Origin of the sequence: Actinomadura graeca, from assembly GCF_019175365.1 — a bacterium.
Taxonomy (GTDB): Bacteria; Actinomycetota; Actinomycetes; order Streptosporangiales; family Streptosporangiaceae; genus Spirillospora; species Spirillospora graeca.
The window spans coordinates 7,149,008-7,171,402 of record NZ_CP059572.1; the positions used below are offsets into that span (position 1 = coordinate 7,149,008).

Annotated in this window: 15 protein-coding genes and 2 pseudogenes; 10 read left to right on the forward strand and 7 right to left on the reverse strand. The window is 73.3% G+C overall.

What is annotated here, in order from left to right; genetic code table 11:
- Positions 1-3: 3 nt before the first annotated feature.
- From AGRA3207_RS31795 to AGRA3207_RS31805, 3 genes are all read right to left on the reverse strand, one after another.
- Positions 4-1,281, reverse strand: coding sequence for a protein phosphatase 2C domain-containing protein (locus AGRA3207_RS31795; RefSeq protein WP_231330814.1), 1,278 nt, complete (start codon positions 1,279-1,281; stop codon positions 4-6).
- Entirely contained in the window at positions 1,278-3,314 is a 2,037-nt protein-coding gene (locus AGRA3207_RS31800) for a serine/threonine-protein kinase (protein ID WP_420830923.1), read from the reverse strand. The genes AGRA3207_RS31795 and AGRA3207_RS31800 overlap by 4 nt, the downstream gene beginning before the upstream one ends.
- Positions 3,315-3,796: 482 nt before the next feature.
- Complete coding sequence (locus AGRA3207_RS31805) at positions 3,797-4,993, reverse strand: hypothetical protein (RefSeq protein WP_231330815.1); 1,197 nt, start codon at positions 4,991-4,993, stop codon at positions 3,797-3,799.
- 204 nt (positions 4,994-5,197) lie between these two features.
- On the opposite strand from AGRA3207_RS31805, the gene AGRA3207_RS31810 reads away from it, so the two are divergent.
- Entirely contained in the window at positions 5,198-5,686 is a 489-nt protein-coding gene (locus AGRA3207_RS31810) for a helix-turn-helix transcriptional regulator (protein WP_231330816.1), read from the forward strand.
- 174 nt (positions 5,687-5,860) lie between these two features.
- Here the strand turns inward: AGRA3207_RS31810 and AGRA3207_RS31815 are convergent, their stop codons facing one another.
- The 3 genes from AGRA3207_RS31815 to AGRA3207_RS31825 form a co-directional block, all read right to left on the reverse strand.
- Positions 5,861-6,982 carry a glutamate--cysteine ligase gene (locus tag AGRA3207_RS31815; protein WP_231330817.1) on the reverse strand — a complete coding sequence of 374 codons (1,122 nt, stop codon included), beginning with the start codon at positions 6,980-6,982 and terminating at the stop codon, positions 5,861-5,863.
- A 172-nt stretch (positions 6,983-7,154) separates the two neighbouring features.
- On the reverse strand, positions 7,155-7,934 hold the full coding sequence (locus AGRA3207_RS31820) for an alpha/beta fold hydrolase (RefSeq protein ID WP_231330818.1): 780 nt from the start codon (positions 7,932-7,934) through the stop codon (positions 7,155-7,157).
- 105 nt (positions 7,935-8,039) lie between these two features.
- A complete protein-coding gene (locus AGRA3207_RS31825) occupies positions 8,040-9,659 on the reverse strand; it encodes a PucR family transcriptional regulator (protein ID WP_231330819.1) in 1,620 nt (539 codons plus the stop codon).
- A 112-nt stretch (positions 9,660-9,771) separates the two neighbouring features.
- Here AGRA3207_RS31825 and AGRA3207_RS31830 point away from each other — a divergent pair, with 112 nt between their 5' ends.
- Positions 9,772-11,079, forward strand: a complete 1,308-nt coding sequence (locus tag AGRA3207_RS31830; RefSeq protein WP_231330820.1) for an aspartate aminotransferase family protein — start codon at positions 9,772-9,774, stop codon at positions 11,077-11,079.
- A complete protein-coding gene (locus tag AGRA3207_RS31835) occupies positions 11,076-12,590 on the forward strand; it encodes a CoA-acylating methylmalonate-semialdehyde dehydrogenase (protein ID WP_231330821.1) in 1,515 nt (504 codons plus the stop codon). Before AGRA3207_RS31830 ends, AGRA3207_RS31835 begins: the two co-directional genes overlap by 4 nt.
- On the opposite strand, the gene AGRA3207_RS31840 is transcribed toward AGRA3207_RS31835, so the two are convergent.
- Positions 12,526-14,118, reverse strand: a complete 1,593-nt coding sequence (locus AGRA3207_RS31840; RefSeq protein WP_231330822.1) for a phospholipid carrier-dependent glycosyltransferase — start codon at positions 14,116-14,118, stop codon at positions 12,526-12,528. The genes AGRA3207_RS31835 and AGRA3207_RS31840 overlap by 65 nt on opposite strands.
- A 338-nt stretch (positions 14,119-14,456) precedes the next feature.
- Here AGRA3207_RS31840 and AGRA3207_RS31845 point away from each other — a divergent pair, with 338 nt between their 5' ends.
- From AGRA3207_RS31845 to ispG, 7 genes and pseudogenes are all read left to right on the forward strand, one after another.
- On the forward strand, positions 14,457-14,804 hold the full coding sequence (locus AGRA3207_RS31845; protein ID WP_231330823.1) for a hypothetical protein: 348 nt from the start codon (positions 14,457-14,459) through the stop codon (positions 14,802-14,804).
- Positions 14,805-15,214: 410 nt separating this feature from the next.
- Positions 15,215-16,420, forward strand: coding sequence for an extracellular solute-binding protein (locus AGRA3207_RS31850; protein ID WP_231330824.1), 1,206 nt, complete (start codon positions 15,215-15,217; stop codon positions 16,418-16,420).
- Positions 16,421-17,538: 1,118 nt separating this feature from the next.
- Positions 17,539-17,799, forward strand: a pseudogene (locus AGRA3207_RS40495) (histidine kinase dimerization/phospho-acceptor domain-containing protein); the annotation flags it as partial.
- Positions 17,800-17,925: 126 nt separating this feature from the next.
- Positions 17,926-18,306: pseudogene (locus AGRA3207_RS40500) on the forward strand (sensor histidine kinase); the annotation flags it as partial.
- A gap of 70 nt (positions 18,307-18,376) precedes the next feature.
- Complete coding sequence (gene dxr, locus AGRA3207_RS31865) at positions 18,377-19,612, forward strand: 1-deoxy-D-xylulose-5-phosphate reductoisomerase (RefSeq protein WP_231330827.1); 1,236 nt, start codon at positions 18,377-18,379, stop codon at positions 19,610-19,612.
- A 35-nt stretch (positions 19,613-19,647) separates the two neighbouring features.
- The gene (locus AGRA3207_RS31870) at positions 19,648-20,847 is read left to right on the forward strand and encodes a M50 family metallopeptidase (RefSeq protein WP_231330828.1); all 1,200 of its coding nucleotides are present in this window, start codon (positions 19,648-19,650) and stop codon (positions 20,845-20,847) included.
- Positions 20,848-20,983: 136 nt separating this feature from the next.
- Complete coding sequence (gene ispG, locus AGRA3207_RS31875; protein ID WP_231330829.1) at positions 20,984-22,177, forward strand: flavodoxin-dependent (E)-4-hydroxy-3-methylbut-2-enyl-diphosphate synthase; 1,194 nt, start codon at positions 20,984-20,986, stop codon at positions 22,175-22,177.
- The last annotated feature ends 218 nt before the right edge of the window (positions 22,178-22,395 follow it).

The window sequence follows — 22,395 nt, forward strand, 5'->3', positions numbered from 1 at the left end:
CGGTCATGCTCCGGGCTCGGGGGTCGGGGGGCTCGGGGTCGGGAGGGGAGGCGGGACGGGGATCACGGCGACCGTGATGTTGTCGCGCCCGCCCGCGTCGAGGGCGTGGCGGACCAGCGCCCGGGCCGTGCCGAGCGGGTCGGCGGACGGGTCCGCGGCGGGGTCGGCGGCCGGCCCGGACAGCAGCGCCGCGAGGTCGGTGGCCCGCGGGAAGTAGTTCCACAGGCCGTCGCTGCAGACCAGCAGCGTGCCCGGACCCGACGGGCGGAACGTCGCCACGTGCGGGAGGACCTCCTCGGCGTCCGCGCCCAGCCAGGCGGTGATGACGTGCGCGTTCGGATGCGCCTCCGCCTCGGCCTCGGTCAGCGCGCCCTGCGCCACCATGATCGCCGCCCAGGAGTCGTCCTCGGTGAGCTGCCGGGAGGGACCCAGCGCGCCCATGTCGCCGGTGTCGAGGTCGGCCGTGTCGATGTCGGACAGGGCGAACTCCGCGGTGTCGGGGCCGTCGCCGTCGCCGTCGCCGTCCGTCCCGCCGGGCCCGGCCGGTGCCAGCCAGTAGGCGCGGCTGTCGCCGACCCAGCCGACGGTCAGGGACCCGTCCCGCGTCACCGCCGACACGTACGTGCACGACGGCGCCTCATGCGGCGATCCCGCCAGTGCGGCGACGGCCTCGGCCGCCTTCAGCGCGGCGGTGCGGGTGGCGTCCTCGGCGTCCGTACCGGCGTCCAGGAGTGCCGCCAGCTCGGCGGCGCCGGTCTCGGCCGCCCTGCGCGAGGCGTCCTCGGGGTGCGGCGAGGATCCCACGCCGTCCGACACCACGGCCGCGATCCCGGAGGCGTGCCGGACGAGCGCGATCGCATCCTCGTTGCGCGGGTAGCGCAGCCCCCGGTCGCTGACGCCCGCGGCGGCGACGCGCCGCCGTCCGTTCGCCGACCCGGGCGCCGTCGCGGGGGCGGGCAGCTCGATCTCGACGTGGTCGCGGCCGGCGGGCTGCCGGAGGCCGCACGTCTCGCAGTAGCCGTCGCCGTCGATCGCCGTCCCGCCGCACTCGGCGCACGGCCCGGCGGACGCCACGCGGCGCGGACGGGTCGAGGCGGAGCCCTGCCTCATGGTCAGGCCCGCGCGCGACGCCGGCGTGAGGGCGCCCGGCGCGGTCTCGGGCGCGGAGCCGTCCAGGCGGTGCCCGCACTCCTCGCAGAACCGCTCCCCGGCGTACACGATCTCGCCGCATCCAGGGCACGACAGCTCCGCCGGCTTGGCGCCCGCCTGCTCGCCGCTCACAGCAGCGTCCTCGGGCGGACGGTGTTGGCGGCGTCGATGAGCAGCCGGCACTCGTCGCGATCGCGGGTGAGCCGCGCCAGCTCCCGGTAGGTCCGCTCCAGCAGGCCGCGCAGCGGCGCCTCGGCGAGCTGGGCGCCGAGCAGCGCGCCGCCGCGCGTCCCCCCGCCCGCGCCGGGCCCGTCGACGAGCCAGTCCAGGGCCGCCTCCAGCACCTCGGCGGCGAGCCGGTCGCGGCGCTCGCCGTCCAGGCGCAGGCCGGTGAGCCGGTCGCCCGCGGCGACGAGGTCGGCCGCGGTGAGGTCGGCGGCGGGACGTCCCCGCACCGCCGTGGCGACCGCCGCGATCTGCGCCGGCACGTACCGGATGGAGGTCTCCGGGACCGAGTCGAGGGCGGCCACGGCGCCGCCGTGGTCACCCGCGGCCAGGTGCATGCGCGCGATGCCGAACGCCGCGCCGATGTAGTTCTGGTCGGTGCGCCAGACGAGCTCGTACAGCCGGACGGCCTCCGCCGGGGCGCTCTGCTCGCGGCAGTAGGCGAGCGCCAGCTTCGGCGCCGCCTCGCCGGGCAGCCGCTGGTAGAGCCGGTCGAAGCGGGCGCCGGCCTCGTCCACGCGGCCCTCGGCGAGGATCGCGACCGCGCGGGCCCACTCGATCCGCCAGTCGTCGGGACGTTCCAGGGCCAGCTCGTCCAGGAGGGCCGCCGCGTCCTGGAACGCGCCCAGCTCGACCTTCACGCGGGCGAGCGCCAGGCGGACCTCGTGCGTCCGCTCCGGGGCGGTCGCGATGGCGGCGGCGAGCTGCTCGGGGTCCAGCGCGGTCAGCCCGGCCAGGAACCCGGCGGCCGGGTCGTCCCGGTCGGCGAGCGGCACCGGCAGCGCCGCGGCGGCCGTCGCCGGGGGGACGGGCGGGAGCGCCGCCGTGCCGTCGCCCGGCCCGCCCGGGTCGCCGGCCGCTCCGGCCGCGCCCGCGGCGAACCGCTCGGGTCCGAACAGCGTGGACGGCGCGGGCCGCGGCACGCCGTCTTCGGCCGCCAGCACCTCCCGCAGCACGCCGGTGAGCTGCTCGGCCATCTCCGCCGCGTCCTGGAACCGCTGCGCCGGGTCCTTGTGCGTGGCGCGGCGCAGGAACCGGTCGAACGACTCGAACCGCTGGAGCAGCGGCACCTCCGCGCGCGGAGGCAGGCTGTCGGCGTACGCCCGGGTGTAGCCCTTGAACGGGAAGCTGAGCACGGCCAGCGCCCGGCCGACCGTGTACAGGTCCGAGGTGATGGACGGGCCCACGTCGGCGATCTCGGGGGCCTGGTAGCCGACCGTCCCGTAGATGGCGCCGTCCTGGTCCTCCAGCCGCCGCACGCCGCCGAGGTCGATGAGCCGCAGCTGCTCCTCGGACTGGATGACGTTGTCCGGCTTGAAGTCGCAGTAGACGAGGCCCTGCGCGTGCAGGTAGTCGAACGCGCGCAGCACCTCCAGCGCGTACGCGATGGCCTGCGCGACCGGCAGCGCCTCCTCGCCGGAGTCGCTGCGCCGCTGGAGCAGGATGTCCTTGAGCGACTGCCCGCCGACGTACTCCATGACGATGTAGCCGTCGCCGTCGTGCTCGACGAAGTTGTAGATCTTGACGATGTTGGGGTGCTCGACCTCGGCGAGGAAGGCGCGCTCGGCCTTGGCCGCCTCTATGGCGTCGGCGTCGCCGCTGTCCAGCAGGCCCTTCAGCACCACCCACCGGTCGCTGACGTTCCTGTCCTTGGCCAGGTAGATCCAGCCGAGCCCGCCGTGGGCGAGGCATCCCAGCACGCCGTACTGGCCGCCGACCAGGTCGCCGGGGCCGAGCTTCGGCGTGAAGGAGAACGCGGCGCGGCACTTCGGGCAGTAGCCCTCCGTCCGGCCGGGCCTGTCGCCGCGGCTGCGGCCGACGGGCTCGCCGCAGCTGCTGCAGAAGCGCTTGCCCTCGGCGACCTGGGGATCGCGCATCACCGCCGTGGACGGGTCCCGGTACGGGACGCGAGGCACCTCGACGAGCCCGGCGCCGAGCATCCCGCGGCGGCCGGACGAGCGCGAGGACCCGGTGCGCGTGCTGCCCGTCCGTCCGGTGGAGCCGGTGGAACCGCTGCCCACCGTGCCGCCGGAGGTCGCGCCCGAGGACGCCTGGGCCGAGGGCGGTGAGCCGCACACGTCGCAGTAGCCGTCCACGACGGTGCCGGAGCAGCCCCCCTGACGGCATCGGCCGTCCGGTGCCGACGCGGGCGGAGTGGTCACCGGGGGCCTCGGCGCCGGGACGTGCGCGGCCGGGACGTGCGCGGCGGGGGCGTTCGCCGAGGCGCTCACCACCGGGGGAGAGCCGCAGATGTCGCAGTAGCCGTCCACGATCGTGCCCGTGCAGCCCGGCTGGGCGCAGGCGGACGGCGCCGACGGGCCGGCGGAGGAAGGGGGAGGCGGGCTCGACGCGGCCGACATGCCGCATACGACGCAGTAGCCGCCGTCGATGGTTCCGGTACAGCCCGGCGCGGTGCACTGGCTCAACGCTCCGCTCCCTTCGTCCGCGAGGTGATGGTCTTCTGGTAATCCGACAACGTCACGGTGGCCTTCCTGAGATCGCACGGCGACGACCACAGCAGCCCGCGCGCACGTTCGTAGATCTCCGCCAGCCCGGAGTCCTCCGCGAGGCCGAGCCTGGCGGCCTTCGCCCGGTACCCCTCCAACCGGCCGCGCAGTTCCTCGCGCCTGTCCAGCAGCCCCTGGATCACGCGGGCGGTGTCGCGCGCCTCGCCGAGCGCGGCGTCCGCCGCACGCTCCAGGCCCGTCACCCGCTCGGCGAGGGCGTCCCAGGCACCGCCCTGCCGCAGCGCGGCGAGCCGGTCGGCGAGAGCGGCCGAGACGACGGGCACCTCCGGCACGGCGGGTGCGGCGATCTTGGCGATGACGGCGTCGCGGCGGGCGAGCGCCTCCGCCTCGGCCTCGCGCAGCCTTTCCAGGACGTCCGCGACACCGCGGATCCGGTCGTCGAATCCGGTGCGCAGCCGGTCCGCCTCCTCCAGCCCGCGCCGGACGGCGGTGAGCGAGGCGTGCAGGGCGTCCAGCCGCGCGGTGTCGGCGCGCCCGTCACTGGTCAGGCCCATCGGATCGGAGCGGACGGCCGCGGCGGCCGCCGCCAGCTCCGCGACCAGGCCGTCGAGCCCGGGGTCGGCCCCGCCCAGCGTCTCCCGCAGCGCCACCGCCGCCCGCCGCTCGGCCTCGACCTCGGCCAGCCTGGACAGCAGCGCCGACCAGACCGCGTCCACGGCGGCGACCGACCGCGCGGCCTCCTCGTACAGCGGAGTCATCCGTTCCACCGCGGCCTGGAGTGTCAGCCTTTCGCCGGACGGGGCGGACAGCAGCGTCCGCCGCTCCAGCGGGACCTCCTCGGCGGGCAGCTCCACCGAGGGACCCGCGAGCAGCCACGTCAGCCGCGCGAGCTGCTCCTGGCCCGGTCTGGGCTGCCGTGCCCTCAGCTCCTCCGCGGCGCCGAGCACCCGCCCGTACAGGTCGAACAGGGCCCACAGCTCCGACACGCGGGACTGCACACCGGCCTGGACGCGCCGCGTTTCACCGTCCACGGCCGCTCCCTTGAGCAGCCGGTACCCCGGGTGGTCCTCCAGCTCCAGCAGGGCGGAACCGATGCGCTCCTTCTCGTCCCGCAGATGCGCCAGGGCCCGGTCGGCCTCGTCCCGGCTCATCGGCGGGCGCTCCCTCTCATTCAAGCCGACCCCGCAACCGACCCAAGTCCGCCCCCGATTCCCCCGTGTAGAGCCCGTTTTGGGGATCAGTTTTCCCCATGCGCCACCATCGGCTCAAGGCCGGGGCCCAGGACGCTGTCGCGCTGCGTCACATGACCCTCGCGGAAGCTCCACAATGTCGGTGCTCGAACGTATGATCGAACCATGGCGAACGTTGCGACGCACCCCGACACCGCGCTCACCACCGCCGAGATCGCCGCCCTCGCGCTCTCCCTGGCGCACCTCGGCGCCGGCCCCCAGGCCACCACCGCGCGCCGCGCCCTGCGCACCCTCCTCGACGACGCCGCGCAGGACGACGTCGTCACCGCTACCCTGGCCACCCTCACCGAGCCCCTGGACGCCTCGACCTCCGACCGGGCCCGCGTCATCGCCGCGGCCATCACCGAGCACCGCGTCGTCCGGCTCTGCTACGGCGACGCGGGCGCGAACGTCACGATCCGCGAGGTCGAGCCCGTCACCTGCCTCGTGCACCGCGACCACTGGTACCTCGTCGGCTGGTGCCGGATGCGCCGGGGCGTGCGCGCCTTCCGCTTCGACCGCGTCCTGGCCGTCGAGTCCACCGGCCTCCTCGCCCGCCCCCGCCGCGCCGACCGCTACCTTCCCTTCCAGCGCAGGACCCGGCCGGCGGCCTAGAGCAGGCCGCTGACCCAGAGCAGGACCGCTCGGCGCCCTCGTCCACCAGTGCTCGCGCGGCGGCCAGGCCCAGCCCGCCGCTGGCCGCCGCGACCGGGGAGCGCCGCCCCCTCGGTCCCAGATCCACCAGCCGAAGGCCGGCCCGCGCGCTCCGTGACGGCCCGGGCGGGGCGCTCAGGCGCCCCCGAACATCACCGTGTGCCGGACGGCGTCGCAGACGACCGACGTGACGTCGCGGGTGCGGGCGTGGACGAGGCGCTGGAGCCGGGCGCCGTTCCCCCGGTCGAGCAGGGCGCCCAGCAGGTGCCGGACGGCGCCGAGGTCCCCGGACCGTTCGAGCGCCGGCGACAGGTGGGTGAGCAGCGCGGCCACCACGGCGCGGGCCGGGGCGGTGCGGCGGGTCAGCGGGTGGACGAGGTCGCCGCGCAGCCCCGAGCGGCTGGCCCGCCACGTCGCTAGGCGCAGCAGGTCGGTGCGGACGGGGTCGGGCGGCTCGTCCCGTCGCCAGGCGTCGGCGGCGGTGCCCACCAGCGCCCGGATCAGCGCGGCCATCAGCACGGTGTCGTCGGCGTCCAGGCAGACGTCCGCCACCCGGATCTCGACGGTCGGGTACCGCCGCGACAGCCGCGCGTCGAAGTAGACCATGCCCTCGTCGACCAGCGCGCCGCTGTCGAGCATCGCCTCGATCGTCGTCCGGTAGGCCCCGGCGGAGCCGAACAGCTCGGTCGGGCCGCTGGAGGGCCAGCGCCCCCAGAGCTGCTGGCGCCAGCTGTCGTAACCGGTGTCGGCCCCCTGGCAGAACGGCGAGTTGGCGCTCAGTGCCAACAGTGATGGGAGCCACGGCCGGATCCGGTCCAGCACGGCGACCCCCTCCTCGGGCGACTCCACGCCGACGTGGACGTGGCAGCCGCAGGTGAGCTGCTCGTCGGCGGTGGGCCCGTAGGTGTCCGACATGCGGCGGTAGCGGTGGGTCGGGGTGAGCGAGGGCCGCACCACGACCGGCGAGGTGCCGAGGGCCGCCACCGCCGCGCCCGCCCCGGCCGCCGCCCGCGCCGCCGCCAGCCGCGCCGACCTGATGTGCGCGGACAGCTCGTCCAGGGTGCTGCAGACCGGTGTGACGATCTCCAGCTGCTCGCGCTGGAGCTCGGTGTCGGGTGGTTCGGTCCGCCGCCCGCCCGCGAGCGCGAGGTCCTCGTGCCGCCGCGCCCACCGGATGACCGAGCCCGACACGGCCTGGGGCGCGCCGCTGTCGGGGTCGACGAGCAGCAGTTCCTCCTCGACCCCGAACGTGCGCACGGACCCACGAAGTCTCACATTCCTGTTTGTGCCCCCTAAGCCGCCTATGTACGGCTATGCACTCCCTCTGGCCGCGGCCGGAATCCGCCGCTTGACCAGGAGCCCCGGCGGAACGAGGCTGGAAGGTCACGCCCGTCCGGAGGGCGGCCGGAGGCGGCGCGGGGACGCGTCGTCAGGACGCGAGCCAGCCGCCGACCAGCGTGCCCGTCTCGTCCGGGGCGTCGACGAACAGCATGTGCCCCGACTCGATCTCCGACACGGCCAGGCGGGGGCCGAGCGCCGTGCGGCACTCCACCACGAACCCGGGCCGCACCAGGTCGGCGCGCGTCGCGATCACCAGGTGCGTGGGGACGTCCGCGGGCGGCGGCAGGTGCGGGCGGGCCATCTCCGAGTACGCGGTCACGACGGCGGCGGTCTCGTACCGCCAGCGCATTCGGCCGTCCCGGCACCGGGCCAGATGCTCGGTCACCTCGTCGTCGAGCACGCCCTCGGACGCCCCGGGCCACCGCGCCGCCAGCGACGCCCGCGCCGAGGCCACGTCGGCGAAGGACTCCATGGACATGTAGCCGCGGGCCCTCTCGGCCGCCGCCGCGGGGTCAAGGCCGATCGCCGGGTCCAGCAGGACGAGCCTGCCCACCCGCCGCGGCGCCGTCCGCGCCAGGTGCAGGGCGATCATCCCGCCGTAGGAGTGCCCGAGGAGGTCGGCCCGCCCGACGCCCTCGGCGTCCATGAGCGCGAGGACGTCCGCCACGTGCCGCTCCACCGTCCACGGCGGCTCGTGCGGTGACCGGCCGTGCCCGCGCAGGTCGGGCGCCAGGACGGACCGGTCCGCCAGATGGTCCTCGGCGACCCTCCGGAACCGGCCCCCATGCCCGGTGACCCCGTGCAGGGCGATCAGCGGCGGCCCCGAAGGGTCTCCGTACCGGTGGACGTGCAGCGCCGCGTCGGTCATGGTCGAAAGCGTAGGCGCCCCGGCGTCCCTGGGAGAGGGCCTTCACCGGTCAGAACTGGGCGGATCTCGATGGGGGCGGCGTCGAAGCCCCTGCCGAGGCCGGTCTCAGGGGCGTTCCCAGCGGACGGAGCTGAGGGCCAGAAGCGCGACGTGGAGGGAGACGCAGGACTCGACGTCGTCCAGATCGGCGTCCAGGACGCGCTCTATGCGGCGGAGGCGCTCGTAGAACGCCGGGCGGGACAGGTGGGCGAGCTGCGCGGCGACGGCCTTGTTGCGGCCGGACTCCAGGTAGAGCTCCAGGATGCGGGTGAGGTCGCTGCCGCGCTGCGCGTCGTAGGACAGCAGGGGGCCGAGCTCGCGCTCGACGAAGGTCTGGACGCGGGCGTCGTCGCGCAGCAGGTGCAGGAGGCCGCGCAGGCGCAGGTCGGGGAGGCGGTAGAACAGGCGGCCGCCGGAGCCCCGGGAGGCGACGTCGGCGACCTGCTCGGCCTCCAGGAAGGAGCGGCGGACGTCGCGGATCGAGTCCACGACGGAGCCGGTCGCCATGACGGTGTCGCCGCCCGGGCGCTTGCGGATGCGGGTGGCGACCTCCTTCAGGACCGTCTCGACGTCCGCGCGGGCGGGCAGGGAGGCCAGGACGCCGACGCGGGCGTGCGGGCCGCCCTCGTCCAGGACGCCGACGAGCGCGGCGAGGCGGGCGTCCTTGCAGGCGGCGGCGGCCGTCTCGGCGAGCTGGGCCAGCTCCGCGACGGGCGGGGCGGACGTGCCGGGGCCGCGGTGCCGCAGCACGACGCCGAGGAGGCGGCGGCCCGAGAGCGGCACGCCGAGCGCGCGGGCGCGGGCGGCGGCCTCCTGCGGGTCGGAGTAGGCGTGCGCGAGGATGCCGGTGATGATCGTCCCGTGCGCCTGGCGCTCGACGCTCTCGGCGTGCCGGTCCAGGAGCCGGCCGAGGGCGAGGGTGGTGGCGGCCCGCTCGATCAGCACGGTCTCGCGGGCCGACGGCGGGGACCCGAGCACGATGATCAGCCGGCCCCAGTCCTCGCCGCGGGCGCCGACCGTGGTCACCAGCCAGCCGGACGTCTCGTCGAAGCCGGTGCGCTGCCCGGGATGGACGGCGCGCGAGCGGGTCTCCCAGGCCGACAGCAGCTCCGACGGGTCGCCGCCGTCGGCGTCGGCGGCCAGCACCTGGTGGGACAGGTTCTCCAGCACCACGGGATGCCCGGCGAGCCCGGCCACCTGCCGGACCACCTCGTCGGTGGACGCGCCCTCGACCGACAGCTGGGTGAAGATCTCGTGGAGCTGCTCGGACGCGCGGAGCTCGGCGAACTGGTCCTGGAGGATGCGCGCGTGCACGGACTCGGTGATGTCCACGAACGCGGGCTCGTGGGCCAGCACGATCACCGGCAGGCCGTGGTCCTCGGCCGCGGAGATCAGCGCCGGCGGCAGGACGCTGGCGTAGCGGCGGCCCAGCTCGATCATCAGCCCGCTCACGCCGACCTCCGCCAGCTCGCCGATGTAGGCGCGCAGGCGGTCGGGCTCGTCCGGGAGCGCGATGCCGGTGGTCAGCACCAGCTCGCCGCCGTGCAGCAGGTGGGCGATGTCGGTGACCTCGGCGACGTGCACCCAGCGGACCCGGTTCCCGGTGCGGTCCGCGCCCGCGACGACGCGCGGCTTGCCGCGGCGGACCGCGTCCAGCTGGAGCACGTCGTCGAGAGTAGGCAGCATCAGCCGCGATGATATCCGGGGGCCTCCTCACCGGCAGACCGTCAAACCTTCGGTCCCGGTCCTGACACTCTGCCGGTGGCCCTGGAGGGGCCCGGCAGATGAGACTTGGGGCATGTCGGAACACGCGAACCTGCTCCGGCGCCACAAGGCGGTCATGCCGTCCTGGTTGGCGCTCAACTACGAGGACCCCATCGAGATCGTCGGCGGCAAGGGCAACCGCGTGACCGACGCCGAAGGGCGCGGGTACCTGGACTTCTTCACCGGGATCCTCACGAACATGATCGGGTACGACGTGCCCGAGGTGCGGGACGCGGTGGAGCGGCAGATCGCCACCGGCGTCGTGCACACCTCGACCGCCTACCTGCTGCGCGGGCAGGTCGAGCTGGCCGAGAAGATCGCCCGCCTGTCCGGCATCCCGGACGCGAAGGTGTTCTTCACCAACTCCGGGACCGAGGCGAACGAGACGGCGCTGCTGCTGGCCGCCTACGCGCGGCGCAGCGACCAGGTGCTGGCGATGCGGCAGAGCTACCACGGCCGCTCCTTCGGCGCGATCGGCGTCACCGGCAACCGGGCCTGGACGAACATCCCGTACTCGCCGCTGAACGCCCACTTCCTGCACGGCGCCGACCGCCACCTCCCGCAGTTCGCCGGGATGTCGGACGAGACGTACATCGACGTCTGCGTCCAGGACCTGCGGCACGTGCTCGCGACCGCGACGGGCGGGGACGTGGCCGCGCTGATCGCCGAGCCGATGCAGGGCGTCGGCGGCTTCACGATGGCCCCCGACGGGCTGTTCGCCGCCTACAAGGAGGTTCTGGACGAGTTCGGCGCCCTGTTCATCTCCGATGAGGTCCAGACCGGCTGGGGACGGACGGGACAGGGCTTCTGGGGCATCCAGAACCACGGCGTCACGCCGGACATGATGACCTTCGCCAAGGGCCTCGGCAACGGGTTCGCGGTCGGCGGCGTCGTCGCCCGCGGCGAGCTGATGGACGCTCTGCACGCGGTGGGCCTGTCCACGTTCGGCGGCAACCCGATCTCGATGGCCGCCGCGAACGCCACCCTCGACTACGTCCTCGACCACGACCTCCAGGCCAACGCGGCCCGGCAGGGCGCGACGATCATCGGCGGCCTGGAACGTGCCGCCGCCGGGCTCCCCGTGGTCCGGCAGGTGCGCGGCAAGGGGCTGATGTTCGCGATCGAGATGGCCGACCCGGCCACCGGCGAGCCGGCCCCCCCGCTCGCCGCCGCGCTGATGGAGGCGGCCCGCGAGCGCGGGCTGCTGGTCGGCAAGGGCGGCCTGTACGGCAACGTCGTGCGGATGGCGCCGCCGCTGACCCTGACCGACGCCGAGGCCGCCGAGGGCCTCGGCATCCTGACCGCATCCCTCGAAGCCGTGAATGAGGCCGCGACATCGTGACCGACCCGACTCCCAGCAAGCACGTCACCCACTGGATCGGAGGCAAGCCGTTCGACGGCGGCTCCGACCGCCGGGGCGACATCTACGAGCCCGCCACCGGCCGCGTCGCCGGGACGGTCGACTTCGCCTCAGAGGCCGAGGTCGACGCCGCCGTCGCGGCGGCCAAGGCGGCGTTCCCGGCCTGGCGCGACGCGTCCCTGAGCAAGCGGGCGCGGGTGCTGTTCCGGTTCCGCGAGCTGCTGACCGCGCACCGCGACGAGATCGCCCGGCTCATCTCCTCCGAGCACGGCAAGGTCGTCTCGGACGCGGCGGGCGAGGTGGCCCGCGGCCTGGAGGTCGTGGAGTTCGCCTGCGGCATCCCGCACCTGCTCAAGGGCGGCTTCTCCGAGAACGTCTCCACCCGCGTGGACGCGTACTCGATCCTGCAGCCGCTCGGCGTCGTCGCCGGGATCACGCCGTTCAACTTCCCGGCGATGGTGCCGATGTGGATGTTCCCCGTCGCGATCGCGTGCGGGAACACGTTCGTGCTCAAGCCGTCCGAGAAGGACCCGTCGGCGTCGGTGCGGATCGCCGAGCTATGGGCCGAGGCGGGCCTGCCGGACGGGGTGTTCAACGTCGTCCACGGCGACAAGGCCGCCGTGGACGGGCTGCTCCACCACCCGGACGTGAAGGCCGTCAGCTTCGTCGGCTCCACCCCGATCGCCCGCTACATCTACGAGACGGCGGCGCGCAACGGCAAGCGGGTCCAGGCGCTCGGCGGCGCGAAGAACCACATGGTGGTGCTGCCGGACGCCGACCTCGACCTCGCCGCCGACGCGGCCGTGTCGGCGGGCTTCGGATCGGCGGGGGAGCGCTGCATGGCGATCTCCGTCGTCGTCGCCGTGGAGCCGGTCGCGGACGAGCTGCTGGCCAAGGTCCGCGAGCGCGTCGCCAAGCTGCGGATCGGCCCCGGCGACGACCCGGCGTCCGACATGGGCCCGCTCGTCACCGGGCAGCACCGCGACAAGGTCGCCTCCTATCTCGACAGCGGCGTCGCCCAGGGCGCCACCCTCGCGATCGACGGCCGCGGGACGCCCGTGACCGGCGGCGGAGGGGACGGGTTCTGGCTCGGCCCGTCCGTCCTCGACCACGTCACCCCCGACATGGACGCCTACAAGGACGAGATCTTCGGCCCGGTGCTGTCGGTCGTGCGGACCGGCTCCTACGAGGAGGCCATGGAGCTGATCTCCGCCAATCCCTACGGCAACGGCACCGCGATCTTCACCAACGACGGCGGCGCGGCACGCCGCTTCCAGAACGAGGTGGAGGTCGGGATGGTCGGGATCAACGTCCCGATCCCGGTGCCGATGGCGTACTACTCCTTCGGCGGCTGGAAGGACTCCCTGTTCGGCGACAGCCACGCGCACGGCATGGAGGGCGTCCACTTCTACACGCGGACGAAGGCCGTCACGGCACGGTGGCTGGATCCGAGTCACGGCGGCGTGAACCTCGGCTTCCCCACCAACGGCTGACGCTCTTCTCCTCGTCCTCCTCCTCCGCGTCCGGGACGCCGCGCCCAGGCCCGTCGCCGCGGGCGCGGAGGGCGGACAGGGCGAGGCCGGCCGCCAGGCACGCGAACGGCATTGGCGGCACCACGTAGCGGTAGTCGAAGTCGGCGCTGGCGATGGGGAACACCAGCAGGGTCACGGCCGTCCCCCAGGCCAGCAGCACCTCCCGGCGCCGCCGCCGCGCGAGCAGCACCCCGGCGCCGCCGGCCGCGAACGCGGCGGCGAGCGCCGGGCCCGGGAGGCCGTACCGCCCCTGGTAGCCGATCATGCGGTCGGCGTAGGGCTGGACGACCCGGCTCGGCTCGTCGGTGCGGCCGTAGCGCATCGCGTCCGCCAGGGCCGTGCCGCCGCCCGTCCAGCTCCGCCCGCCGGGGAAGAGCTGCGGCCTGTCCGGGAAGTGGTACAGGCCCTCGGTCGCGGCGGTCGGATGCGGATGGCGCCCCGTCCCGAAGGCCATGCCGATGCCCTCGCCGACGGCCCGCAGGTAGTCGCCCGGCTGGGCGAGGATCGCGTGGACCGAGAAGCTCCGCAGCGTGGCGTTGGCCTCCGGGGAGACGACGCTGGAGAACCGCTGCCGGGGCGGGATGTCGGCGCGCCAGATGAGGTGCCCCGGCGGGTCCTTCTCCGCCCTGGACGCCGCGTCCAGGCACAGCCCCTGCTCGTCCGCCGGAGGGCGTATCTTCGCGCAGTCGGCGAAACCGGCCGTCCGGCCCCACAGGTAGATCCCGTCGGACGTGGTGAGGGCGTAGGTGCCGCGCTCGGCGTGGAACCACAGCGCGTAGGCGACAAGCGGCACGGCCGCGAGCGCGCCGAACGCCGACACCGGGAGCAGCGCGGGCCGGGAGCGGGGGAGCAGCCGGGGCAGCAGCCTCGGCGGCCCGCCCGGCCGGTACAGGAGCAGCAGAAGAAGGATCACCGGGATCAGCGGGGCGCCCGCCGACCGGACGAGGACGGCGTAGCCGAGCAGCAGGCCGGCGGGGAGCGCCGCCCACCAGGCGGGGCCCGGACACCCGCCGCCGGTGTGCCACAGCAGCAGGGTCAACGCGGCCGCGATGAGGAAGGTGAACAGCGCCTCCGACATCAGCAGGTGCTCGAGCTCGATCTGGTACGCGTCGAACAGGACCGGGAGCGTGACGATGGCCGCCGCCCACGCGGGCAGCCGGGCGCGGCAGAGCACCGCGTACGCCATCGCCGCGATCGCCAGCCCCATGACGTGCTGCACGACCACGACGGCCGTCAGGCTGTGCAGGGGCTCCATCAGGCGGAGCATGAGGGAGTAGCCGAGCGTCTTGCTGGCAGGTGGCGTGGGATGCAGGGCGTAACCCAGGTAGAAGTAGGAGTCGCCGGTGAACCACAGGCCGTGCGGGTAGGCGCGCACCGCCGTCCAGCGCAGGTGGGCCCCGCCCGCCAGGGCGACGAGGAACGGTCCATGACGCAGAACGGGGCGAAAACCCCAGATCGCAGCAAAGGCCGCGAAAAGCCGTGAGGGCACGCGTGCTCCGCCTCGCTGGTCCTCGGTCGTCCTGATCGGCAGGACGGTCACGGTAGGCGCCTGCCGTGGCCCGCCGGTGAACGGGGGGTTGCCGGGCGTGAGCCGCGGTGGGCCCAGGGTGAGAACGGGCTGGTCCCACCGGGTACGACAATTTCCACCGAACGGAGCTTTCCGTCGTCAATTTTCGTCCATTCGCCCTGCATAAATAATAGCAACGTCTATTGACTGACCCTGTGACGGGCGACACACTCTTACTAAGGCAATTCATTTCCGCGAATTAATAAAGGTCAGGGTTCGCAGTCAGGATCGTGACCCGGGTCGGCACAGGGAGCCGCGCTATGTCCGCCGACGACCACGCAGCAGAGGTCGACGCGCTCGGAAGGCGATTTCCGGGCTGGACCATATGGTTCGGCCCGTACACCCGGCACTGGTGGGCGCTGCCGCCCCGCGGCACGGGCTCCCGCGAGTTCCTGGAGGCCGACACCCCGCAGCTGCTCATCGCACGGATCGAGGTGGTGGAGTACGCCGCACCAGGACCCCCCATGATCGACGACGGCCCATGGCCGTCCCGCGACCCCCGGCTGGACGCGCGCCGTCCCTCGAACCTCCTCCGTCTCGAGGGCATCACACCGACGCCGTTCCGCCGGGTTCCGGCGGTCGCGTGGCCAGGCAGCACTGCAAGGTGATCCGCTGTTCCCCAACCTCGCCACGTCCGCCGGTGCCGCCGCGGCCCCGGGAAAGGCAGTAGCCCGCGCCACATCCCTCTCCAGAAACCTCCGTGTGTGGCGCGGACGCCAGCACCCACTGCCCCCGGGGCCGTGGCGTATCCCCCTTAAGAAGCAGTCCGGAATCCCTACGGCGAAAATTGCATCGAATGGCTCGCCGCAGTCGTGATCTTTGTAATGCCGCGCCATTCATCCGCCGACCGGTGGAAAACTTCCGGCCCACTGGCGATGGGCTCGTCCGCCGCCCTCCGTCCTGACGGGAATGGCGGTTCCGGCCGACGCGTTCCGGCGTCCGCGCGGGTTACGGCCCGTCCCGCCCCACCGAAGGCGCTACGCTGCGCCGACGGGGAAAGCACGGCGGACGGAGCGACATGCGGCTGACGGCCACGGCCAAGGCGATCACGGCGCTGGCGGTGGCCACGGTCCTCGGCGTGGCGGGCCTGCTGTCCTGCAGCTCCGACGATGAGCCGGTCGGGACCGTCAAGGTGGTCAGCACCTTGGGCCCGGGCGAGGGCTCGCTGAACCTCGTCACCCTGCCCGGCGCGGTCGAGAGCGGCAGCAGCGATCCCCGCGTCGACTGGGTCACCCCCTTCCAGAAGCGCACCGGTTGCAAGGTCGCCTGGAGGGTGGTGAAGACCCCGCGGGAGATGACCGACCTCATGCACGACAAGGACCGCCGCTACGACGGCGTCGCCGCCCCGCCCGAGGTCGCCGGCCAGCTGATCGCCGACCGTGAGGTCACCCCCGTCAACACCAACCTCGTGGACGGCTACAAGAAGCTGGAGCCGAGGCTGCGGGCCCTCCTCAAGCGCAGCGGCAAGTATTACGGCGTCCCCTACGTCTGGGGCTCCAACCTCCTCATGTACGACACGCGCGTCGTCCAGCCGCCGTCGAGCTGGGCCGCGCTGTTCGACCCCGCCCAGGCCCGCCGCTACTCCGGCCGCCTGGTCGTCCGGGACAGCCCGCTGTCCATCGCGGAGGCCGCCCTCTACCTCAAGGGCAGGAACCGCAAGCTCAAGATCACCGACCCGTACTCCCTCAACGCCCGCCAGCTGGCCGCCGCGGGCCGCGCCCTCGCCGGGCAGCGCCCGCACGTCAAGAAGTACTGGGAGCTGCCCGCCGACGCCGTCAGCGCGTTCGCCGGTGGCGAGGCCGTCCTCGGCGAGGCGTGGCCCTACCAGGTGGACGTGCTCACCCGCGCGTCCAAACCCGTCCAGGGCGTCGTCCCGTCCGAGGGCGTCACCGGCTGGATGGACGCCTGGATGATCGGCGCACGCGTCCAGCACCCCAACTGCATGTACCAGTGGCTGCAGTGGACGGCCTCTCCCGACGTCCAGCAGCAGGTGGCCGAGTGGACCGGTGTGGCCCCCGCCAACCCCCAGGCGTGCGCGGGCGACCGCCTCAAGCCCGGTTTCTGCAACGCCTACCACGTGGGCGACCGCGCCTACCTGGAGAAGGTCATCTTCGCCCACACCCCCACCAAGGAGTGCGCCCCGAACGGCCGCCCCACAGGCAAGCACGACTGCACCGACTACGCCGACTGGACAAGAGTCTGGATCCAGTCAACCAAGCAGTAGAACGGCACGACCACGCACAACAGTTGATCGCACCAGCCACAGGGTGTAGTAACCCCAGCCAGAAGCAAACCGCCACGTTGCGATCGCGTGCGAAGCCAAGTTCGAGCGTGCGAGAACTTGATCGCGCAGCGAGCCCTCTAGGGCGAGTCGGAGTGATGCAGCGATCGCGGTGTTGTCCGTTGAAGGGAGGGCCCCCAGGGCCCGACCGCCGAGGACGACACAGTAAGCAGAGCGATCGCGTGCGAAGCCAGGTTCGAGCGTGCGAGAACTTGATCGCGCAGCGAGCCCTCTAGGGCGAGTCGGAGTGATGCAGCGATCGCCGTGTTGTCCGTTGAAGGGAGGGCCTTCAAGGCCCGACCGCCGAGGACAACACAGATAAGAAGAGCGAGCCTTCTAAGGCGAGTCGGAGTGATGCAGCGATCGCCGTGTTGTCCGTTGAAGGGAGGGCCTCCAGGGCCCGACCGCCGAGGACGACACAGGAACACAGTCTTCGCAGGCGAATACTGCGGAGGTGTCCGGGAGGCGGCCTACGCGGATGCGTGGCCGGGGCCACTTCTTGCGGCAGACGACGCAGGCGTCGCCGAGGCGCTGAGCGTGGGTCAGCGGGGCGGGGTCGATCGTCGGCTCGTCCGTCTGGGCCATGTGTCCATCCCCTTGGCGGGAGTCGACTTCACGTAGGTTCCCTTTATAGGCGGGGGAGGTTGTTGTCCCTGGTACGGCAGGTGCAAGGGGCGGCAAAGGCTCTCGCGAGGGCGTGCCACTGAAGATCGTCTAGGGCTATGCCCCCCGTGAGGGGCCCCTTTGCCGTTCTTTGGGCGCTCACTGCGTACAAAGGAGACATGTCGGTCCGGGGTGCATCGCCGCGCGCCCGGTCGTCCAAGCCGCGTTCCGCGCGGGCGCGGGTGACGCGCGAGGCGATGGGCGTGATCGGCACTCTGCTGGCGGCCGCCGTGACGGTGACGGCGGTCGTGCTCCGCGTGCTCGTCGGGCCGGGCCACGACGTCGCTCTGGCGGGGAGCATGGCCGGGTTGTGCGCCGTGGCGCTCGGGCTGTACGGGTGGGGCGTCTGGTGGGCCACCGGGCGGCTGCTGCGGCCGGTGGCGCGGCTGGAGTCGGAGATGCTCAAGATCAGCATGTCCGATATGGCGCGGCGGGTGGAGGTGCCGTCCAGTGGGGACGAGATCGCGCGGCTGGCGGCCCGCGTCAACGCCGTCCTGGCGCGGCTGGAGGGTTCGGCGCTCCAGCGGCGGGCGTTCATCGCCGATGCCTCGCACGAGCTGCGCACCCCCCTCACCGGGCTCCGCACCCGGATCGAGCTGGCCCTCGCCGACCCCGAGGACAGCGAGCTGCCGGACACCCTGCGGCAGGCCGTGCGCGACATCGAGCGGCTGCACCGGATCGTGGAGGACCTGCTCTCGCTCGCCCGCCTCGACTCGGGGGAGGTGCCCGACCTGGAGGAGGTCGACCTCGCGGCGCTGGTGGAGGAGGAGCTCGCCCGGCGCACGCCGCCGGTGGCGCTGGCCGCCAAGGTGGAGGGCGGCGTGCGGGTGGAGGCCGACCGGTCGCAGCTCTGCACGGTGCTGGTCAACCTGTTCGGCAACGCCGAGCGGCACGCCGCCGCGATGATCGAGGTGGAGGTGCGCGCCCAGGGGTCGGACGCGGTCGTCGAGGTCCGCGACGACGGGCGCGGCATCCCGCCCGCCGACCGCGACCGCGTCTTCGAGCGTTTCGCGCGGCTGGACTCCGCGCGCGACCGGGGCGCCGGGGGCAGCGGCCTCGGCCTGGCCATCGCCCGGCAGATCGCGATGGCGCACGGGGGGCGCCTGTACGTCGCCGACGGCATGTACGGTGCCCGTTTCGTCCTCCGGCTGCCGCTGCTGCGGTGAGGGCGGGCGGCCCCGGTGTCCCGGGCGGACTCCCGGGACGGGCGCGCCGATACCCGACAATGGACGGGTGATGTCTCCCTCAGACGCCGTCCGCGAGATCGTCGTGCTCGGCTCCACCGGCTCCATCGGCACCCAGGCGCTCGACGTGGTCCGCCGCAACCCCGGCCGGTTCCGGGTCACCGGGCTCGCGGCCGGCGGCGGCCGGGTCGGCCTGCTGGCCGAGCAGGCACTGGAGTTCCGGCCCGAGATCGTCGCGGTGGCGAAGGCGTCCGCGGCGCAGGAACTGCAGCTCGCCTTCTACGCCGAGGCCAAGCGCCGCGGCTACGCGGCCGGCGAGTACGCCATCCCCAAGATCGTCGCCGGTCCGGACGCGGTGGCCGACGTGGCCGCGTGGCAGTGCGACGTCGTGCTGAACGGGGTGACGGGCGCGCTCGGCCTGGCCTCCACCCTGGCGGCGCTGGACGCCGGGCGGACGCTGGCGCTGGCCAACAAGGAGTCGCTCATCATGGGCGGCCCGCTGGTCAGGGGACGGGCGCGTCCGGGGCAGATCGTCCCGGTCGACTCCGAGCACTCGGCGATCGCGCAGTGCCTGCGCGGCGGGCGGGCGGACGAGGTGCGGCGCCTGGTGCTGACGGCGAGCGGCGGCCCGTTCCGCGGCCGGAGCCGCGCGGAGCTGGCGGACGTCACCGTCGAGCAGGCCCTGGCCCACCCGACCTGGGACATGGGGCCCGTTATCACGATCAACTCCGCGACCCTGGTCAACAAGGGCCTGGAGGTCATCGAGGCGCACCTGCTGTTCGACGTCCCGATGGACCGGATCGGGGTCATGGTCCACCCGCAGTCGGTGATCCACTCGATGGTCGAGTTCACCGACGGGTCCACGCTGGCCCAGGCGAGCCCGCCCGACATGCGGCTGCCGATCGCGCTCGGCCTCGACTGGCCCGGCCGCGTCCCCGACGCCGCGCCCGCGGTCGACTGGACGGCGTCCCACACCTGGGAGCTGTTCCCCCTCGACGACGAGGCGTTCCCGGCGGTGGCGCTCGCGCGCCGCGCCGGTGGGCTGGGCGGCACCGTGCCCGCCGTCTACAACGCGGCGAACGAGGAGTGCGTCGAGGCGTTCCGCGCGGGACGGCTGCCCTTCCTGGGGATCGTCGACACCGTCACCAGGGTCGTGGACGAGCACTGTGCGGGCGACCGTATAGAAGGGAACGGTTCGGGCATGTCAGCGGAGCTGACTCTGGACGACGTCCTCACCGCCGACGGGTGGGCACGTGCCAGGGCCAGGGAACTGACCGGACTGGACTGACCCCGGGAGCGCCCCGGGGATCCCTGGGGGCTCGGATGGCCTTTCTCCTCGGCGCCGTCGCCTTCGTCGTCGCGCTGCTGGTGTCGGTGATGCTGCACGAGGGCGGGCACCTCCTCACGGCCAAGCGGTTCGGGATGAAGGCCACCCAGTATTTCGTCGGGTTCGGCCCCACGCTGTGGTCGTGGCGCCGGGGGGAGACCGAGTACGGCGTCAAGGCGATCCCGCTGGGCGGCTTCGTGAAGATCGTCGGCTATACGCCGCTGGAGGAGATCGACCCCGCCGACCGGGACCGCGCGTTCTACCGGCAGCCGGCCGGGCGGCGCGCCGTCGTGATCGGCGCCGGGGTCGTCGTGAACCTCGCCTTCGCGTTCGTGCTGCTGATGGCGATGGCGATGACGGTCGGCGTCCGCGATCCCGGCTCGGTCACGACGACGGTGGACGAGGTCACGGCCTGCGTGCCCGAGCACGTCCAGGACGACTGCGCCGGCGGCGGGACGCGTTCCCCGGCGGCCGCGGCCGGGCTGCGCGCGGGTGACCGGGTGGTCTCCTTCGGCGGCGTCCGCGTCGCCGACTGGGCGGAGCTGCGCGCGGCCATCGCGGACGCGGCGCCGGGGCGGACGGTGCCGGTGGTGGTGCTGCGGCCGGGGACGTCCCGGCCGCTGACGCTGCCGGTGCGCCTGGCGAAGGTGGACGGGCGGCCGTTCCTCGGCATGTCCGCGCGGACGGTCGGCGAGGGGTACACCCGGGAGGGCCCCGTGGACGCCGCGGCGTTCGCCGGACGCGCCATCGGCACCACCGTCGCCGGTATCGGGAAGGTCCTGGTCGACCTCCCGTCCGCGATCCCCAAGCTGTTCACGCCGGAGCGCGAGAGCACGCCCGGCGGGCAGGTCGGCAGCGTCGTCGGAGCGACGGAGGTGTCCGGGCAGATCTTCTCCTCGGAGAGCACCACGCGCGACAAGCTCACCTTGTATCTGTCGCTGGTCATCTCGGTGAACATCTTCCTAGGGGCGCTCAACGTCCTGCCGTTGCTGCCCTTGGACGGCGGTCACCTGGCCGTGGTCGCCTATGAGCGCGCCCGCGCGCGTGTGGCCCGTTTCCGGGGCCGCCCGGATCCGGGAACGGTCGATATGACGAAGCTCATGCCGCTCACCTACCTGGCCGTGCTGCTGCTGGTGGGGCTGGGGGTGCTGCTGATCCTCGCGGACCTGGTCAATCCGCTCCGGCCGCCGCAATGATTCCAATATGTTTACGCATAGTATTTGTATGGTCACACTAGTGCGTACTGGTCACCGTCACCGCATCCGTCCCGGACGCCTAGGCTGGTAGGGGCCGGCGCCTCCGGGGTGAGCTGAGGCGATGCAGAGGAGTGGGATGAGCGTTTCACTGGGTATTCCGACGGTCCGTGGCGAGGGTGACGGGGAAGGGGAGCCGGGTCCGGTCGCCCCCCGCCGCCGGTCCCGGAAGATCATGGTGGGGAGCGTGCCGGTGGGCGGCGACGCCCCCGTGTCGGTGCAGTCGATGACCACGACCCTCACCGCGGACGTGAACGCCACGCTGCAGCAGATCGCGGAGCTGACCGCGTCCGGCTGCCAGATCGTGCGGGTCGCGGTGCCGTCGCAGGACGACGCGGACGCGCTGCCCGCCATCGCGCGCAAGTCGCCGATCCCGGTCATCGCCGACATCCATTTCCAGCCGAAGTACGTGTTCGCTGCCATCGACGCCGGGTGCGCGGCCGTCCGCGTCAACCCCGGCAACATCAAGAAGTTCGACGACAAGGTCGGCGAGATCGCGCGCGCCGCGGCGGACGCGGGCACCCCGATCCGGATCGGCGTGAACGCCGGGTCGCTGGACAAGCGGCTGCTGGAGAAGCACGGCAAGGCCACGCCCGAGGCGCTGGTGGAGTCGGCGCTGTGGGAGTGCTCGCTGTTCGAGGAGCACGGCTTCCGCGACATCAAGATCTCCGTCAAGCACAACGACCCGGTCGTGATGATCGCGGCGTACCGGCGGCTCGCCGCCGCGTGCGACTACCCGCTGCACCTGGGCGTCACCGAGGCCGGGCCCGCCTTCCAGGGCACCGTCAAGTCGGCCGTGGCGTTCGGTGCGCTGCTGGCCGAGGGCATCGGCGACACGATCCGGGTGTCGCTGTCGGCGCCGCCGGTCGAGGAGGTCAAGGTCGGCACGGCGATCCTGGAGTCGCTGGGGCTGCGCAAGCGCGGCCTGGAGATCGTGTCGTGCCCGTCCTGCGGGCGGGCGCAGGTGGACGTGTACACGCTCGCCGAGCAGGTCACCGCCGGGCTCAAGGACTTCCCCGTCCCGCTGCGCGTCGCCGTGATGGGGTGCGTGGTGAACGGGCCGGGCGAGGCGCGCGAGGCCGACCTCGGCGTCGCCTCCGGCAACGGCAAGGGGCAGATCTTCGTCAAGGGCGAGGTCGTCAAGACCGTCCCCGAGTCGCAGATCGTCGAGACCCTGATCGAGGAGGCGATGCGCATCGCCGAGGAGATGGGCTTCGAGATCGGCGAGGACGGATCGCTCTCCGGCCCCGGCGCGGAAGTCGTCGTCGGCTGATCCGCACGGCGGGCTGACGCGCGCTGTGGACTGACGCGCACGGCGGCGCCGTGATCTGACGGCCGCGACACGAGGACCCCGGGTGTGACCCCGGGGTCCATTTTTCTGTCCATTTCCGCCGTGCTTTGTGTTCACTGTGGGGATGTGTCCGGAACCGGAACGTCCAGGACGATCACGAGGTTCCGTTGATCTTGTCACGATTCGGCATCCACTCGTGG